Here is a 16866-nt window from a genome sequence, read left to right as displayed (position 1 = left end):
GCGCCTCCTTTTGGGGGCCTCGCTTTTTTGTTGAAGTATGTTAAGCCGTTTCTTTTTTGCGATGCGTAACTTCGGTGCCAAGTACATCTAAGAACGCACTTAACCATTTGGGATGTCCAGGCCATGCCGGTGATGTAACGAGGTTACCATCCTTAACAACTTCGGTTGGTTCCACATCTTTATAATGAGCCCCGGCAGCTTCCATTTCTGGACCGCATGCAGGGTAGGCAGTTAATGTTCTGCCGTTAATAACATCAGCTGCAGAAAGTATTTGAAGTCCATGGCAGATAGCAGCTACTGGTTTATTCTCGTCAAAAAAGTGACTAACCATATCTAATACACCATCTTCGCGGCGTAGATATTCCGGGGCACGTCCGCCAGCTACAACGAGTCCGTCGTAGTCGGCCGGCTCAATTTTGTCGAAAGTGGCATTGAGTGCAAAATTGTGACCTGGCTTTTCGGTATATGTTTGATCGCCTTCAAAATCATGTATAGCGGTTTTTACAGAATCCCCTTTCTTTTTGCCTGGACAAACCGCGTGTACGGTATGACCTACCATCTGAAGGGCCTGAAAAGGCACCATAATTTCGTAATCCTCACCAAAATCTCCTACAAGCATCAATAGTTTTTTACCAGCCATAATAATCTATATTTAATTAATGTTAATGCTGTTTGGTTATTCTTAAATCGCTATTGTAATAACTATATATGAAGGGAAAGCGTTCTCTATTGACGGTGTTTAAGATACGAGTATTTATTAATTATGGCTGCAATGGTCAATAAGTCGATTGATAAATGCTTGTTGGGCAGGATTTATTTTCTTGCGTGCTTCGAAAGGGCCGAAGTATTCGATGCGATCGATTTCAGGAAAGAATTCTGTTTTGCCCGAGTTGGGTGGCCATTCAATCTCGAACTCGTTAGGAGCAAAAATAAAATCATCTGGAATTTGGTATTCCACGCCCCAGCAATACACTGTTTTTCCGCTTTTCTGTGTGACAGATCCAAGATTAATGAATGGGCCCTCGGGAATAAATCCCAGTTCTTCTTTAAATTCTCTTTTGGCAGCATCCAGCAGGTTTTCTTGTTCTTCAACTTCACCCTTGGGAATCGACCATGCCCCTTCATCCTTATCCCACCAATAGGGTCCCCCCGGGTGAGCTAACAGCAATTCTAAGCTGGGTTTCCGATTAAAAAGTAAAATGCCCGCACTAAGGTTTGACACTTCCCAAAAAGGTTTTTGAATATTAACGATTACATTCGGTTCCAGACCCAGTTGGGGATTAGTTTGATTAGCCAGGCCACCAACCGCCAACGCTTCGTGATATAGGATACATTCTTTTTTTGTTCTATGGCATCAGCAATTTGGCGGGCCCCTTTTTGGGTATCTGCAACCCAGAACATCCCCTTTTTCTCTTTGGTCATCTCAGACTCTATAAAACCAGGTAAAATAGTGGAAATCGAAATATCAGCATCAGAGTGGTTGGCTTTTTGCCGATAGCCTTGCAGGTAAGTATTTACAAATGCCTTGGATGCATTATAGGGCACATTCAATCCCCAGCCAAATAGGGAAGCAATAGATGAGATACCTACCATATGACCCTGTCCCTGTTCCTCAAACATGTCGAAGCTATAGCTGGCTAAGTTGGCAAAGCCGCGGATGTTAATATCGATCACATGTAGATCAGCCTGACGGCTTACCGATTCTTTTTGATAGTTTGAAACTCCCGCATTGAGTACAATAATATCAAGTCCCCCCATATCTTTTTTAAGCTGATTGAGTTGATCAATAGCATCATCCAGTTCTGCCACATCCATAAATTGCGTATGTATTCGGGTATTGAGTTGTTGTTGCAGCTCTTGCAGTCGTTCTATTCGACGTCCGGTTGCTCCAACTGTATATCCCCGGGTGTGCAGCTCTATCGCCAGCGCCCGGCCAATACCCGAAGTGGCTCCAATGATGGCAACTTTTTTCTTCATCCTAATGAGCTAATGGTTTGTTGGAATTGATAAGTAGCCAGGTTGATCCACTCGGGATGGTTTTCTTTGCGGAATAGCGATGGATGAATTATTTCTGCCAGGATACGAGCGGAATTGACCAGCCGCGGACCCGGTCGGTTGAAGTAGTGATCACCGTCAGCAATATAAACCTGCTTGTTTTTGATGGCGCGAAGTTGATCCCATCCCTCAAGAGAAGTAAGCGTTGAAATTTCGGAAAGTGTTTGTTCAATAGAATATCCGCAGGGGATAATCGTGATGATATCGGGATTGAGTTGCTGAACTTTTCTCCAAGGTATCTCTGGAGAATGGGCTCCCGTCTCAGCGGCTACGGAAATACCACCTGCAATTTGCACCAGTTCGGGGATCCAGTTGCCAGCTGTCATCAGCGGGGCCATCCACTCGATAGAGAGTACGTCAGGCGGAGTTAAGTCGATGGTTTGGTTCTGTATTTCCTGTAGTCGAGATTTCATCTTTGCCATCAACTGCTCAGCTTCCTTTTCGGCATCAATAGCATCAGCAATAGTTCGGATAGATTGAACCACGGAACCGAGGTCGGTAGGAGAGACGGAAACCACTGTTACATGATCACCTAACGTTTGTCGAACAGCGTTCTCTACATCATCCAGAGAAGCTGCACAAACTTCGCAGTGATCTTGTGTTAGGATGATATCTGGCTTCAGGGATTTTAACTTTTCCTCATCCACACGATACACCGAGAGCCCTTCCTGCAATAGTGCTTTCACCCGTTGATCGATCTGGTAGCTGCTGCCATCTGGCTGAAACTTGGGTTCGGTACAGGCAGGCAGTTCCGTTATTTCTTGCGGATAATTACACTCGTGAGAGCACCCCACAAGTTGATCCGCTTTACCCAGCGCGGCTACAATTTCGGTGGTACTCGGTAAAAGAGAAACGATGCGCATGGTTATATCAGACTAATTTATTGCGTGAGGATAATGTTGCTAAATAACAGCAAAGAAGAAAAGGGAAAATCTACTCTTTCTGAAATTGTTATTAAAAATACAGGCATTGATAATGTTTGTTGACCTGGATCAGATAAATTCGCTATATTAATTTCAGTTATTTAAAAATATATTCTCACCGGTTGACGACATTGAAAAAGACATATCGATTTGCTGCAGCAATTACCGTACTGTTGTTTATAGGTAACCTGGTGATTCCTGCGGGAACAGCTGCGTTTACTTTGCATTGTGATATGGATATGTCGATACACAGCACGCAAAATTGCTGTGAGGGTTCAGAAATGAATCGCCAATACCAGTCGAACAATGTTGATGAGTGTATACTCGTAACATTTTGTGAACAAACAGTTACGACTGAACAAGCGGATGTTCCAGCTGTAATCCAGCATGTTAATGTTGTTATTGCAGCTGATCTTTCGGGTGAAGTTGAACTGTTAAATAATAAGCCGAATTATCCCCACCCAGTCCGTGATCAAGTAGTTGATCATAATCAATCCCCTCCTTTATTTCTGCTGAATAGCGTTTTTCTGAATTAGCGAGTCCTTTCGTGTTAAAGCCTGAATGTTGTTTGGGCTGACGCTACGTATCACGTAATACGCATGTTACCCATTGAGTAGACACATTTTTCGTATTGCGTATCACTCATTTTTCGAAATCGCTAATTCAGCATACATATGCTTGACAAAACCATACGCTTTTTTCTGGAAAACAAATTAATTGCCGTATTACTACTGCTCACAATGGTGGTTTGGGGTGTGGCTGTAGCACCGTTTTCATGGGATATCGATCTGCTGCCCCAAGATCCGGTGGCTGTAGACGCCATTCCAAATCTGGGACAAAACCAGCAAATAGTATATACCTCATGGCCGGGACGATCACCGCAGGATGTAGAGGATCAAATTACCTATCCGCTGACTGCTCAACTGCTTACGGTGCCCGGTGTTAAAACGGTGCGCAGTAGCTCTATGATAGGTGCCTCCAGTATCTACGTAATTTTTGAAGAAGATGTGGATTTTTATTGGAGTCGCTCCCGTATCCTTGAAAAGTTGAACTCACTCCCCGCAGGGACTTTGCCACAGGGTGTGCAGCCTTCATTGGGTCCCGATGCTACCGGACTTGGACAAATTTTTTGGTACACCCTTGAGGGGCGTGATAATAATGGTAATGCCACTGGTGGCTGGGATCTGCAAGAACTTCGCAGTATTCAGGATTATTATGTGGGGTATGCGCTTTCTTCAACGGAGGGGGTGGCCGAAGTGGCACCCATCGGCGGATATGTAAGTGAATACCAGGTAGATGTCGATCCCGAAAAAATGAGGGAATATGGCATTAGCATGACTGAGGTCTTTAAAGCCGTGAAAGAAAGTAACGCCGAAGTGGGAGCTCGAACTATCGAGATGAATAACGTGGAGTACCTGGTGCGGGGGCTGGGCTACATCAAAAATATGGAAGATATTGAGCAGGCGGTGGTCAAAGTGGCGGAGAATACCCCGATTCGTATTCAGGAGATTGCCCAGGTGAGTCGCGGCCCGTCGCTGCGCCGTGGTGCGCTTGACAAAGGTGGAGCAGAAGTCGTAGGAGCGGTTGTTACTGCACGTGAAGGTGCCAATCCCATGCAGGTGATCCAAAATGTGAAAGCAAAGATTAAGGAAATCGAGCCCGGTTTGCCCACCAAAACACTGGATGACGGTACGGAGTCTCAGGTGTCAATCGTTCCTTTTTATGATCGAAGTACGCTTATTCAAGAAACGCTTGGCACGCTTGAAGAAGCACTATCGCTGGAGGTGCTGATTACCATTATTGTGATTGTGGTAATGGTGTTGAACCTGCGCACCTCTATCCTTATTTCGGCAATGCTTCCCATAGCCGTGTTGATGACCTTTATTGCCATGAAGCTGGCTGGGGTAGATGCCAATATCGTATCACTTTCGGGTATCGCTATTGCCATTGGTACCATCGTGGATATGGGGATCGTGCTTTCGGAGAATATGTTGCAGCACATGGAGCGTGCGGCCCCCAGTGAATCTTTGCTCGAAGTTATTTACCGGGCATCCAGTGAGGTGGCTCATGCTATTATCACGGCAATTACGATGACGATTGTTAGCTTTTTGCCCGTTTTTACAATGATTGCCGCCGAGGGTAAGCTCTTTCGTCCGCTGGCCTTTACCAAGACGTTTGCGCTAATAGCGGCTATCATTATTGTGATTACGCTCATCCCTCCATTTGCTCACTGGTTCTTTTCCATCAAAGTTAAACAACGTCCCATTCGTTTGGCCTGGAATAGTTTGTTAGTGGTGGGAGGATCGCTGATCGCTTTTAGTGTGATGACGTGGGCCGGATTGGTGCTGATAGGTTTTGGGGTGATTAATGGTACTGCCCTGTTCCTCAACGATGATCGGTATCAGCGATGGTTGCCCAGGTTAAATATGGGACTAATCGTGCTGGCTGTAGCATGGTTGCTTACGCGCGAATGGCTACCAATGGGGCCCGGCGTGACCTTTGCCGGTAACTTTATAACTGTGGCCCTGTTACTTACTGTTATTATGGGTAGTTTCTGGCTGGTAATCTACTACTATCGTCCCATTTTGGATTGGTGTCTGACACACAAAAAGCTATTTCTGTCGATACCTACATCGTTGATTGTGCTCTCCATGATGATCTGGTTCGGCTTTTCGGGGATTTTTGGGTTTGTAGCTACCGGATTTGATTCTGTGGGAGTTGATATAAAAAGAAGTGCTCCCTGGCAGACAGCCGAAGCGGCTTTCCCCGGACTGGGTGAAGAATTTATGCCGCCGTTGGATGAGGGCTCTTTTTTGCTGATGCCAACGACGATGCCCCATGCGGGTATTGAGGAGGCCAAGGATGTTATGCAGAAGCTGGATATGCGAGTGGCCTCTATTCCGGAAGTCGAAAACGTGGTTGGCAAAATGGGACGTACGGAATCAGCGCTGGACCCGGCCCCTATCTCGATGTATGAAAATATCATCACCTATAAAACAGAATATAAAACGGATGGGGATGGCCATCGAATCCGATTCCGCACAGATTCGGCAGGGGATTTTGTGCGCAATGATAATGGAGAGCTTATTCCTGATCCTAACGGACAGTATTACCGGCAGTGGCGGGACCATATTGAATCGCCGGATGATATTTGGGATGAGATCATAAAAGCAGCGGATATCCCGGGAACGACTTCTGCCCCGAAATTGCAGCCTATCCAGACAAGGCAGATTATGTTGCAGTCGGGGATGCGTGCACCGATGGGGATCAAGGTGAAGGGGCCGGATCTGCAAACCATCGAAGATTTTGGACTTCGCCTCGAAGAGGAGCTCAAGCAGGTGTCGGGTATTAAGCCGTCGTCTGTTTTTGCGGATCGCATAGTAGGTAAGCCGTACCTCGAGATCGATGTAAACAGAGAAAATATTGCGCGGTACGGAATTTCTATGCAACAGGTGCAGCACTATTTGGAGGTAGCACTGGGCGGAATTACGCTGACCAATACCGTAGAGGGACGTGAACGGTACCCGGTGCGGGTGCGCTATGCCCGGGAGCAGCGTGATGATCCCGAAAAGATTAGGAATATGCTGGTTCCGACCGGGACAGGAACGCAAGTGCCATTGGGACAACTTGCTGAAATTCGGTACCGGCAGGGACCGCAGGCCATCAAAAGTGAGGATACCTTTTTGGTTGGATACGTAATTTTTGACAGTCAGGATGATGTTGCCGAGGTGGATGCCGTTGAGAATGCCCAGAATTATCTTAATGAGCAGATCGGGGCGGGTGATTTGACGGTACCCCCGGGTGTCAGCTATGCCTTTGCCGGTAATTACGAAAACCAAGTGCGTGCCTCAAAACGACTTTCTGTTATTTTGCCCATTGCTCTGCTGTTGATTTTCCTCATCATCTACCTCCAGTTCAGGTCGGTTGCCACATCCATGATGATTTTCAGCAGTATTTTTGTGGCCTGGGCCGGTGGATTTATCCTCGTATGGCTTTACGGTCAGCCGTGGTTTATGGATTTCAGCATGTTTGGCACCAACATGCGAGAGCTCTTCCAGATGGGGACGGTAAACCTGAGTATTGCAGTGTGGGTTGGTTTTATTGCCCTATTTGGAATTGCCGCTGAAGGTGGTGTGGTGATGGCTACATATCTCGATCAGATATTCGACCGTGACAAGCCCCAAACGCTGCAACAGATCAAATCGGCGGTAGAAGAGGCGGCTGGCCGACGTATTCGCCCCACAATGATGACGACAGCCACGACGATTCTGGCACTGGTCCCGGTACTAACCTCCACCGGGCGCGGTGCGGATATTATGGTGCCGATGGCTATTCCCAGCGTCGGCGGGATGTTCTTACAGATTATTACGCTGTTTGTGGTGCCGGTGCTTTACGGCATGTGGAAAGAGTGGAAGCTTGAACGCCTTAGCAGTGATACGCAGATCCAGAATGTTAATTGAGAAGAGATTTAAAATTATGAAATATGTGAAGAATAGAATATTCTCGAGTTGGTTCCGAGATAAAACTACAAAGCAAGCTATCCCCAAGTCTCCCTTTGGAGGGGGGATGAGGAAGATAATCCTTGTATCATTTATAGCGTTGTTCCCAATACTGGCTTTTTCTCAACAACCAGACAGGGGCCAATCCCCAATACATAGCTATCTGCAGGAAGCGGCACAGAATAATCCCGAATTAAAAGTAAAATACCGCCAATATTTGGGGGCCTTACAACAAGCCCCACAGGTAAGCACGTTGCCTGACCCTGAATTATCTTTCGGATATTTTATCAATCCCATTGAAACCAGGGTTGGTCCACAACAGACCCGGTTTGGCCTCACACAAATGTTCCCGTGGTTTGGGACGCTGAATGCGCGTGGTGAGGCAGCTTCGCAAATGGCAAAGGCCAAATTTAGAACGTTTCAAGATGCTCGCAATCAACTGTTTTTCAAGGTGCAGGAGCAATGGTATAAATTGTATAAGATTGAACAGACGATTTACATCCTGCGAGAAAATATTGATATCCTGGATATGTTTGAGTCGTTGGTTACCCAACAGTATGAAACCGATCAGGTAGGACAGGTTGATGTGCTGCGTGTACAGATTGAAAAGGAAGATCTTAAAACACGGCTGGAATTACAGAAAGATAACAAGCAAGTGGCTATACAGGAATTTAATGAACTGCTCAATCGTCCGGTAGAGCAAGATGTTGTTATCCCGGATTCGTTGAATCAGAAAACACTGCGGATTTCTACAGAAGAATTAGAGCAGTTGGTCAGGCAGCAAAATCCACGGCTGATGAAAATGGATTTTGAGGCGTCCTCGGCCCGTAGCAGTATTGAAGCCGCCCGTAAAGAAGGAATGCCCAAATTTAATCTTGGTATCGATTATATGATCACCGGTGAACGTGATATGGCACTTACCGATAACGGCAAAGACGCTATTGTTGCGCGCGGTGGCATTCAGATCCCGCTGTACCGGAAAAAATATCGTGCCAGGGAAAAACAGGCGGAGATTCAGTTGCGGACAGTCCAGGATCAGCAGAGGGTTATGGAGAACAGCTTACAAACGGAGCTCAATCAGGCACTGCGTGATTATCATGATGGACAGCGAAGGTTAAATTTGTACAAGGAGATTCAGATCCAGCGTACCCAGCAGACCATCGATATTTTAACCGAGCAGTATACCACCTCGTCAATCGACTTGGAGGAGCTGCTTCGGTTGCAGCGCAAGCTGTTGGATTACGAGCTGGCTCGTGAACAGGCGCTTGTTGATCAGAATACGGCGGTGACTCGCATCGAGTATCTGTACGGGAAGCACAATGCAAATCCTGAAGCAATTGAATTAGAGTAGTGAGTAGCAAATAATCCGAAATATTTCTCACTACACAATACTTATTACTTAATATTAAAATTTGAAATCATGAAATCACTTAATATCAACCAAATTGGAAAGTCAGCAGGAATATTAGTCATTGGGCTCTTGTTGGGGTGGCTGTTTTTTGGTGGATCATCATCCGATGAGCCGCAAAGTATGAATGAACATGTTGAAGAAGCTCATACCAATGAGCAGGGCGAAGTAGTGTATACCTGTAGCATGCATCCCAGCGTGCGAGAGTCGGAACCGGGGAATTGTCCCATTTGCGGGATGGAGTTGATTCCTGTAAATCAGGAAGACAGTGATCTTAATGAAGAAAATCCCTATCAGCTAACAATGACAGAAGAGGCAAAAAAGTTAGCCCAAATTCAGACGACCGAGGTGACCAGGGAAGTAGCCAGAGTAGAAGTTCGAATGCCGGGTAAAGTGATGGTGGATGAACGGAGGATTCGAAGTCTGCCGTCTCATTTTCCGGGACGGATTGAACAACTTTACGTCAATTTTACCGGGGAATATATTGAGAAAGGTCAAAAAGTAGCTTCCATCTATTCTCCGGCACTGGTTTCGGCACAAAAAGAACTGCTTGAAGCCATGAAGCATAAAGAACAAAGCTCGTCATTGTACAAAGCAGCCAGGGCCAAGTTGCTTAATTGGAAAATATCGGAAAGCCAAATCCAGGAGATAGAACGTACCGGGGAAGTGAATACACAGTTTGATATTACCTCACACATGGGGGGATATATTATAACGAGAAATATTGCGGTTGGAGATCATGTTGAAATAGGTACCGTGATGTATCAAATGGCTGACCTATCGACAGTGTGGGTGGTATTTAATGCATACGAAAAAGATCTGGCAGTCCTGAATACTGGGGATGATATTCGTTTTACCGTTGAATCCTATTCAGGCGAAACGTTTGAAGCCAAGGTTACCTACATCGATCCTACCCTTGATTCACAGTCTCGTACCGTTAAAGTACGATCTGAGGTTCAAAACAAGAATGGACGCTTGAAACCACAGATGTTGGCCGAAGGCGTGATTTCTTCGGTAATAGCCGAGGGCAGAGAGCAAACGTTAATTCCAAAATCTGCGGTACTGTGGACCGGAGAGCGATCGGTAGTTTATGTACAAAAACCTGATGCTGACCGGCCAACGTTTGAGTTTCGTGAAATTGAGTTAGGTCCACGCGTGGGCGATCGGTATGTTATTAGATCCGGAGTGAAGGCCGGAGAAAAGGTGGTTACCAACGGCAATTTCAAAATTGACAGTGCTGCACAGTTGGCAGGAAAAGCCAGTATGATGAATAAGAATCCCGCCGAAGGTAAACCGACCAGGGAGAAGTAATTTATAAAATAGAATTAAGGTACATGCTTACGAAGAGCATCAGAATCATCATAAACAGTTAGCCCGGAATGTTAAAAAGTGAATATTTGGATTTCACTGGCAGTGAGCATCCCCATGCTGGAATTGAGAGAGTGGCTTCACTTTGAGTGCTGACTTGCAGTTCGAAGAGGAAAGTATGTGGCTATGTTAAAAAAACTGTATTATCTGACATTAAAACTGAAGATGTTAGTCTAACTGATTTTACTTAGAGCTTAGCAATCTGTTTAACATGATTCCTGATTATAACGCTGCAAAACGTTCCCTCTTTCCTATTTTACTTTTCATTGGCTTGTTCTTAGGCACTGGATTGACCCTTCAAATTATGGGTGTTGATCGACCATTTCAGCAGCTTCCTGGACAGGTTGCCATTGTCCCCGCCCTGATGTTAGCGGTGATGTTAAACCCCCAACCACTGGGCGAATCCATTGCTGTGCTGGTTAAAGGAGCTGGCAACAGTAATATTATTACTATGTGTTTCATTTTCTTACTGGCCGGAGCTTTTTCCAGTGTTGCTACAGCTACCGGTGGTGTGGAGGCGGTGGTTAATGCGGGCCTGATGTTAGTTCCTTCGGGATATATATTGCCGGGATTATTTATTATTGCTGCCCTTATTTCACTGGCTATGGGTACATCTGTGGGAACCATAGCAGCACTGGCTCCTATTGCCCTGGGTTTTGCCGGGCAGATCGGTGCCAGTGAGTCGCTTATTGCCGGAGCGCTGTTAGGTGGCGCTATGTTTGGGGATAACCTTTCTATTATTTCTGATACCACCATTGCCTCTACCCGTACGCAGGAAGTGGGAATGAAGGAAAAGTTTTGGGAGAATATGAAGTTTGCCCTCCCGGCTGTGGTAGTAACAACACTCCTTTTTGTCTTTTTAGCTACCGATTCGGCCCCGATAACTCCCGAAGCTTTTAGCTGGGCAGCTACGCTGCCCTATCTGGCTATTCTTGTTTTGGCCGTTGCTGGCATGAATGTGTTTGTAGTACTACTTATCGGGATTGTGATGGCAGCCTTGCAGGGAGTTATTTTTACCGGCTATGAGCTTTCTGCACTTGGTACCGATATTGCCGCTGGATTTGCCAATATGCAGGGTATTTTTATACTGGCTATGTTTGTGGGATCGCTGGGGGAGTTTATCAAGCAGCAGGGTGGGTTGCAGTGGATTTCTGAACACGTTAATCGGTTGGCAGAGAAAGTATCAAGAACGGGGAACCGTGCCCAGCAGATGGCTATTGGGGTTCTTGTTTTTATTACGGATTTCTGTATTGCCAATAATGTGGTTTCTATTGTGGTGACCGGCGATATAAGTCGAAATTTGGCTCAGAAGCACGATATTTCCCCCAAGCGAAGTGCTACTGTATTAGATACGTTTTCCTGCGTAGCTCAGGGATTTTTGCCTTATGGAAATCAGGCTTTGTTGCTTAGCGGAACCTTTGCTATTTCTCCATGGGAGGCTGTAATCCATAATTATTTTGGGGGCATTCTGTTAGCAGTTACAATCGGAATAATCATTCTTGGTAATACTTTCAAAACCTCTTAACAATGTGGTTAGAGGCTATTTAAATAAGAATATTAGATCAAGGGAAAAGGGTGGTTAATTTAGTTAGAATATAATATCAAATAGCTCGTTAGGCTTTGTTGATAAATGAGAATCTTAACTAATAGCCTATAGACGGCTATTTTTTATCGGAATAAATAATCTCTATTTTAGTGGAGCTTATTGTAAGGCATAACTCTTAAATTTAATTCACAAACATATTTTATGACGTTTTTTAAAAAATCCGCAGCTTTGTTACTTGGATTTGTGTTAATGGCTGGTTCAGCTTTTGCGCAAGGTAATATGCAACAGCAGATGCAGCAGACACAACCCGATAGCATCACTGATGAAGAATTGGAAAAGTTTGCGGCTGTAACGCAAGATGTAAATCAAAAGGTAAATGAAGCAGTAGATTCTTTACTGGCTGATAAAGAGATGAATCCTGAACGTTTTCAGGAAATTATGATGAGTCAGCGCAATCCTCAGGATTCTGCAGATGTAACAGACCAAGAGCAGAAAACAATCGATGAGGTACAGCCCAAGTTGATGCAGACCCAACAGAAGGAGCTTATGGGTGCAATTAAGGCTAATGGATTACAACCACAACGGTTTCAGGCCATTGTTCAGGCGCTGCAAACAAATCCTGAAGTAGGGAAGCGTTACCGCAAGATTGTAGGTGCGCAACAGGGTCAGGGCCAAAACTGATCTGATAACTTTTGACGTTTTAGAGCCTATCTCGGTTTCCGAGATGGGCTTTTATTTTTTGCTTACCCACTTACTTTCTTGCGGATAAAATCGCCAGGGAAGGTTGGCATCTTCACCTGCGTATGCTACTCCCACTCGTTGTGTGGCAGTCAGTTCATCCTTAGAAAACTGATAGCCACGATCTTCAATCCATACTGTATTTTCAGTAAGATTGATGCCATCCAAATCAGTGGTAATACCCAGTGCTTGCGTAAGTCGGCCGGGGCCTGCTGTTAATGAAGGGGTTACTTTTTCTGCATTGCGGCGACGGAGCATTTCTTGTTCTCCCTCAAGTGGTTTTATAGCACGGATCAACACGGCATCAGCTTTGTCTTGCACATTGGTAACCACATTAAACAGATGATGAATGCCATAACAAAGGTAGATATATCCCACGCCCCCGGGTTGATACATCGTTTCTGTGCGATCAGTTCGTGTACCATTATTAGCATGACAAGCTTTATCGCCGCGGCCGTAGTACGCTTCGGTTTCGGTGATGATACCACTGGTTAGCGGGCGGCCATTAATATGTGTACATAAAACTTTACCGATCAGAAGACGGGCTACTTCTACAACATCCGAATGTTGATAAAAAGATTGTGAGAGCTTTTGTGTTGCCATAGGTTTACGAAATCATCGTATAGGGATTTTCATCAGCGTTTTGATCCTCCAAAAATGCGTCTTGATATGAACGGGCTACAATGGTGGAAAACACAAAAAGAATTGCAGAATAAAAGGCCCAAATACCAATGATAACCAAAACGGTATACCCCTGATAAAAGTAACGATATGAGGTAAAAGCGTAATTTAAATATGCCCCGACTCCCAATTTGGCAAGTTCAAAAAGCGTGGTATATACGACTGTTGCCAGAAGTGCTACCCTTGGTTGCATTCTCTTTTCGCTGATATATCGAAAGATAATATAAAACAGGATGAGGGTGAACAGAACCGGGATCAATAGGTTCAGAAATTCGTAAACCCAACTAACTTCAAATTGAAGGTTGGTATAGGGCAGTGTCAATGTATCGATAGATACCAGTGACACCAGGGATATGCCAAGGCTGAAAAATAAAAACACTCCTCCCACTAACCCGAAAGTGAAAAAGTTATAGACCATTTCGAGGATGGGGTGGCGCCGATCCTCAATTTCAAAAATATCGAACACGACGTGCTTAAGAGTGTGAAAAAATCCCTGTGAAAAGAACACAAGGATGACAGTTCCGATTATCCCGAACAGTCGACGGGCACCAATTAACGGTTCTAACAGTGTTTCAAGGGTGATGGCGCCCCGGTAAACGTCGCCGGATTGGGATTCATAAGTAAAGCTGGGAAAAAGCTCGCGTCCATAGCGCAGGATTTCGGCAAAAGCCTTTTCATAAGACAGAATATAACCGATGATAGAGATCATCAGCAGGATAAATGGAATGGCACAAATGAAAAGATTAAAAGTGATGGCGGAGGCATTAAAAAAGACATCTTTCTTTTTAACCAATTTTACGATGAGCCGCCAGAAATCCTTATACTTCTGCACTGATCAATGAGTACTAAATTAAGAAGATGGCGAAAGTTACAGGCTTCGCCCTTGTTTTGCTAATCTAATTTGATCACACAAATCGTACGTTACGAAATTAACCGTTAAGCACAAAAATATCTGCCGTTAATGAGTACCAAGTCCAAGTCTTTAACCCCATTGATGCGCCAGTACCATCACATTAAGGAAGAACATGAGGGCGCTATCTTGCTTTTTAGAGTGGGAGATTTTTATGAATGTTTTGCTGATGATGCCGAGTTGGTGAGCAAAGAATTAGGAATCACACTTACGAAACGAAACAACGGCGGCGACCAAACCCCAATGGCTGGCTTTCCCCATCATGCACTGGATACCTATTTGCCCAAGTTGGTAAAGAAGGGACATCGGGTAGCGGTTTGTGAACAGGTTGAAAACCCATCTGAAGCTAAAGAAGCAGGCCGAAAAATTGTAAATCGGGAGGTAACTGAGATTACGACACCCGGGGTCACGATGTCAGAAAAACTGTTGGAGCACAAGCGCAATAATTATGCAGCGGCGGTATATTGGGACGGTAAAACAGCCGGCGCGGCTTTTGCCGATGTATCGACGGGTGAGTTCTCGGTAAGTCAGGTTGAAAAGGATCGGTTGGATGATTTGCTGCAATCCATTGCCCCGGCCGAGCTACTGTTGCCGCAAAATTTAAAGAACAATGTTCCAGAGTTTCTGCTCGACTACAATATGACCTTTATTGAGGATTGGGTATATGAGGGCGACTATGGATATAACTTGCTGACTGATCATTTTGAGACCCATTCACTTAAAGGATTTGGAATAGAAGGTCTTGAAGTTGCTCATATTGCAGCTGGTGCATTGATGCATTACATCCAGGAAACGCAGAAAGCCTCGCTGGGCCATATTAAGCGCATACAAAAGTTTGAGAGTAATGATTTTATGTCGCTGGATGGATCGACGAAACGAAATCTGGAGCTGACGACGACGATCCAGAATACCGGGAATAGCGAAGGAACCTTGATTTCTATTTTGGATGATACCTGTACGGCTATGGGCGGACGCATGCTTCGCAAGTGGATTATGCGTCCACTGAAACGGATGAAGCCGATACGGGCTCGTTTGAATGCCGTAGAATCGCTGAATGTAAATCACGATGTGCGGGAAAAGATACGTGAAGAGTTGGATAAAATAGGGGACTTGGAGCGTTTGATTTCGCGCATTTGCGTGGGTAGAGCTAATCCGCGTGATTTGGTGAAGCTGAAGGATTCCCTGGCTCAAATTCCGATTCTAAAATCGCAATTTAACCATCTTGATGAGTACCTGCTCAATGATATCCTGGAACGGCTGAAACTGCTGATCGAAGTGCAGGAAAAGGTTGAAGATGCCATTGTAGAAGATCCTCCCACGAGTATTCGCGATGGGGATATTTTCAAGGATGGTTATAATGAGGAGCTTGATGAGCTTCGAAATATTGCCCGTAATGGCAAGGATTATATTGCCGATATTAAGAATGAGCTGGCCGAAGAAACGGGAATCGATTCACTGAAGATTGGCTATAACAAAGTATACGGTTATTACATTGAGGTGACGAACACGCATGCCGATAAGGTGCCCGAGCACTTTATTCGTAAGCAAACGCTGGTAAATTCAGAACGATATATCACCCCTGAGCTCAAAGAAGTCGAGGAGCGTATTTTATCTTCTGAGGAGCAAAGCAAGGGCTTGGAATACGATCTGTTTGAAGAGCTGCGCATTGAGATTGCGGGATTTGCCGAGGAGGTGCAGCAGGTGGCACAAGCTATAGCCGAGTTGGATTGCCTGCAGAGTTTTGCAGAGGTAGCCTATCACAATAATTATTGTAAGCCGGCTATTGCTGACGATCAAAAAATTGATATTAAAAAAGGACGTCACCCGGTGGTAGAAAAGACGTTGCCGCCCGGAGATCCATTTATTCCAAATGATATCCATACCGAAAATGAGGATGAACAAATCCTGATTATTACTGGGCCCAATATGGCAGGTAAAAGTATCATCCTGCGTCAAACGGGATTGATTGTATTGCTGGCACAGATTGGCTGTTTTGTTCCGGCCGAAGAGGCACACATCGGCTTAGTGGATAAGATTTTTACGCGTGTTGGAGCGTCGGATAATTTGGCAGCCGGGGAAAGTACATTTCTGGTGGAGATGAATGAAGCGGCAAATATCCTGAATAATGCTACGCGAAATTCCTTAATCCTGTTGGATGAAGTTGGACGGGGAACCAGTACCTTTGACGGACTCAGTATTGCCTGGGCGCTGGCCGAATACCTGCACAATCAGCCATCGGTAGCAGCAAAAACACTCTTTGCCACGCACTACCACGAGCTGAATGAGCTCGAAAACATGTATGATCATATTGTAAACTACAATGTGTCAGTTAAAGAGCATGACGACAAGGTGATTTTCCTCCGGAAGTTGGTGCGTGGTGGTGCCGACCACAGCTACGGCATTCAGGTGGCTGATATGGCGGGCTTGCCTTCGATTGTGATTGAGCGCGCCAAGGAAATCCTTTCGAATCTTGAAAGTCACAGCCTGGATCTAACCGACAGTAATGGTACACTTGAAGAGGGCGCGAAGAAAAAGAAAGCAGCCGTTAAAAAAGCTGCCAAAGAGATGGAGAAGCAGGGCGAAATTACACAGCCGTCCCTTTTTCAGGCACAGTTGGATCCCAATACTGAACAATTGATTGATAAGCTGGAGGCGTGTGACCCCAACCGTATGACGCCCATTGAATCGTTGATGTTGGTTTCCGAACTAAAAAAGCTGGTCGAGAAGCGAGGGTGATC

Annotated in this window: 13 protein-coding genes; 7 read left to right on the top strand and 6 right to left on the bottom strand. The window is 45.3% G+C overall.

The window, feature by feature from the left end; genetic code table 11:
- Positions 1 to 40 precede the first annotated feature (40 nt).
- The 4 genes from AAFH98_RS01800 to AAFH98_RS01785 form a co-directional block, all read right to left on the bottom strand.
- The gene (locus tag AAFH98_RS01800) at positions 41 to 640 is read right to left on the bottom strand and encodes a DJ-1/PfpI family protein (RefSeq protein WP_342520956.1); all 600 of its coding nucleotides are present in this window, start codon (positions 638 to 640) and stop codon (positions 41 to 43) included.
- A gap of 117 nt (positions 641 to 757) precedes the next feature.
- Entirely contained in the window at positions 758 to 1222 is a 465-nt protein-coding gene (locus AAFH98_RS01795; protein WP_342520955.1) for an NUDIX hydrolase, read from the bottom strand.
- Between the two features lie 29 nt (positions 1223 to 1251).
- Positions 1252 to 1977 carry an SDR family NAD(P)-dependent oxidoreductase gene (locus AAFH98_RS01790; protein WP_342520954.1) on the bottom strand — a complete coding sequence of 242 codons (726 nt, stop codon included), beginning with the start codon at positions 1975 to 1977 and terminating at the stop codon, positions 1252 to 1254.
- A complete protein-coding gene (locus AAFH98_RS01785) occupies positions 1974 to 2918 on the bottom strand; it encodes a cobalamin-binding protein (RefSeq protein WP_342520953.1) in 945 nt (314 codons plus the stop codon). The genes AAFH98_RS01790 and AAFH98_RS01785 overlap by 4 nt, the downstream gene beginning before the upstream one ends.
- Positions 2919 to 3100: 182 nt before the next feature.
- On the opposite strand from AAFH98_RS01785, the gene AAFH98_RS01780 reads away from it, so the two are divergent.
- From AAFH98_RS01780 to AAFH98_RS01755, 6 genes are all read left to right on the top strand, one after another.
- Positions 3101 to 3514 carry a hypothetical protein gene (locus AAFH98_RS01780; RefSeq protein WP_342520952.1) on the top strand — a complete coding sequence of 138 codons (414 nt, stop codon included), beginning with the start codon at positions 3101 to 3103 and terminating at the stop codon, positions 3512 to 3514.
- A 138-nt stretch (positions 3515 to 3652) separates the two neighbouring features.
- Positions 3653 to 7438, top strand: a complete 3786-nt coding sequence (locus AAFH98_RS01775) for an efflux RND transporter permease subunit (protein ID WP_342520951.1) — start codon at positions 3653 to 3655, stop codon at positions 7436 to 7438.
- A gap of 16 nt (positions 7439 to 7454) precedes the next feature.
- Positions 7455 to 8828: a TolC family protein gene (locus AAFH98_RS01770; RefSeq protein WP_342520950.1), complete on the top strand. Its 1374-nt coding sequence runs from the start codon at positions 7455 to 7457 to the stop codon at positions 8826 to 8828.
- A gap of 69 nt (positions 8829 to 8897) precedes the next feature.
- Positions 8898 to 10196: an efflux RND transporter periplasmic adaptor subunit gene (locus tag AAFH98_RS01765; protein ID WP_342520949.1), complete on the top strand. Its 1299-nt coding sequence runs from the start codon at positions 8898 to 8900 to the stop codon at positions 10194 to 10196.
- 268 nt (positions 10197 to 10464) lie between these two features.
- Positions 10465 to 11778, top strand: a complete 1314-nt coding sequence (locus tag AAFH98_RS01760; RefSeq protein WP_342520948.1) for a Na+/H+ antiporter NhaC family protein — start codon at positions 10465 to 10467, stop codon at positions 11776 to 11778.
- Positions 11779 to 12000: 222 nt separating this feature from the next.
- Entirely contained in the window at positions 12001 to 12480 is a 480-nt protein-coding gene (locus tag AAFH98_RS01755) for a DUF4168 domain-containing protein (protein WP_342520947.1), read from the top strand.
- 51 nt (positions 12481 to 12531) lie between these two features.
- On the opposite strand, the gene AAFH98_RS01750 is transcribed toward AAFH98_RS01755, so the two are convergent.
- The gene (locus AAFH98_RS01750) at positions 12532 to 13140 is read right to left on the bottom strand and encodes a DNA-3-methyladenine glycosylase (RefSeq protein WP_342520946.1); all 609 of its coding nucleotides are present in this window, start codon (positions 13138 to 13140) and stop codon (positions 12532 to 12534) included.
- A gap of 4 nt (positions 13141 to 13144) precedes the next feature.
- Positions 13145 to 14050 carry a YihY/virulence factor BrkB family protein gene (locus AAFH98_RS01745; RefSeq protein WP_342520945.1) on the bottom strand — a complete coding sequence of 302 codons (906 nt, stop codon included), beginning with the start codon at positions 14048 to 14050 and terminating at the stop codon, positions 13145 to 13147.
- Between the two features lie 129 nt (positions 14051 to 14179).
- Between AAFH98_RS01745 and mutS the strand changes: the two genes are divergently transcribed.
- The gene (gene mutS / locus AAFH98_RS01740; RefSeq protein WP_342520944.1) at positions 14180 to 16864 is read left to right on the top strand and encodes a DNA mismatch repair protein MutS; all 2685 of its coding nucleotides are present in this window, start codon (positions 14180 to 14182) and stop codon (positions 16862 to 16864) included.
- The last annotated feature ends 2 nt before the right edge of the window (positions 16865 to 16866 follow it).

It is taken from the genome of Fodinibius sp. Rm-B-1B1-1, from assembly GCF_038594945.1.
GTDB classification, from domain to species: Bacteria; Bacteroidota; Rhodothermia; order Balneolales; family Balneolaceae; genus Fodinibius; species Fodinibius alkaliphilus.
The sequence above is the reverse complement of the archived record's forward strand: the minus strand, read 5'-3'. Positions and strand labels throughout refer to the sequence as shown.

Excerpts from the sequence above, each read along its gene's own strand:
- AAFH98_RS01800 (WP_342520956.1), bottom strand. The coding sequence starts at position 640 with ATGGCTGGTAAAAAACTATTGATGCTTGTAGGAGATTTTGGTGAGGAT.
- AAFH98_RS01790 (WP_342520954.1), bottom strand. The coding sequence starts at position 1,977 with ATGAAGAAAAAAGTTGCCATCATTGGAGCCACTTCGGGTATTGGCCGG.
- AAFH98_RS01785 (WP_342520953.1), bottom strand. The coding sequence starts at position 2,918 with ATGCGCATCGTTTCTCTTTTACCGAGTACCACCGAAATTGTAGCCGCG.
- AAFH98_RS01775 (WP_342520951.1), top strand. The coding sequence starts at position 3,653 with ATGCTTGACAAAACCATACGCTTTTTTCTGGAAAACAAATTAATTGCC.
- AAFH98_RS01770 (WP_342520950.1), top strand. The coding sequence starts at position 7,455 with ATGAAATATGTGAAGAATAGAATATTCTCGAGTTGGTTCCGAGATAAA.
- AAFH98_RS01765 (WP_342520949.1), top strand. The coding sequence starts at position 8,898 with ATGAAATCACTTAATATCAACCAAATTGGAAAGTCAGCAGGAATATTA.
- AAFH98_RS01760 (WP_342520948.1), top strand. The coding sequence starts at position 10,465 with ATGATTCCTGATTATAACGCTGCAAAACGTTCCCTCTTTCCTATTTTA.
- AAFH98_RS01755 (WP_342520947.1), top strand. The coding sequence starts at position 12,001 with ATGACGTTTTTTAAAAAATCCGCAGCTTTGTTACTTGGATTTGTGTTA.
- AAFH98_RS01750 (WP_342520946.1), bottom strand. The coding sequence starts at position 13,140 with ATGGCAACACAAAAGCTCTCACAATCTTTTTATCAACATTCGGATGTT.
- mutS (WP_342520944.1), top strand. The coding sequence starts at position 14,180 with ATGAGTACCAAGTCCAAGTCTTTAACCCCATTGATGCGCCAGTACCAT.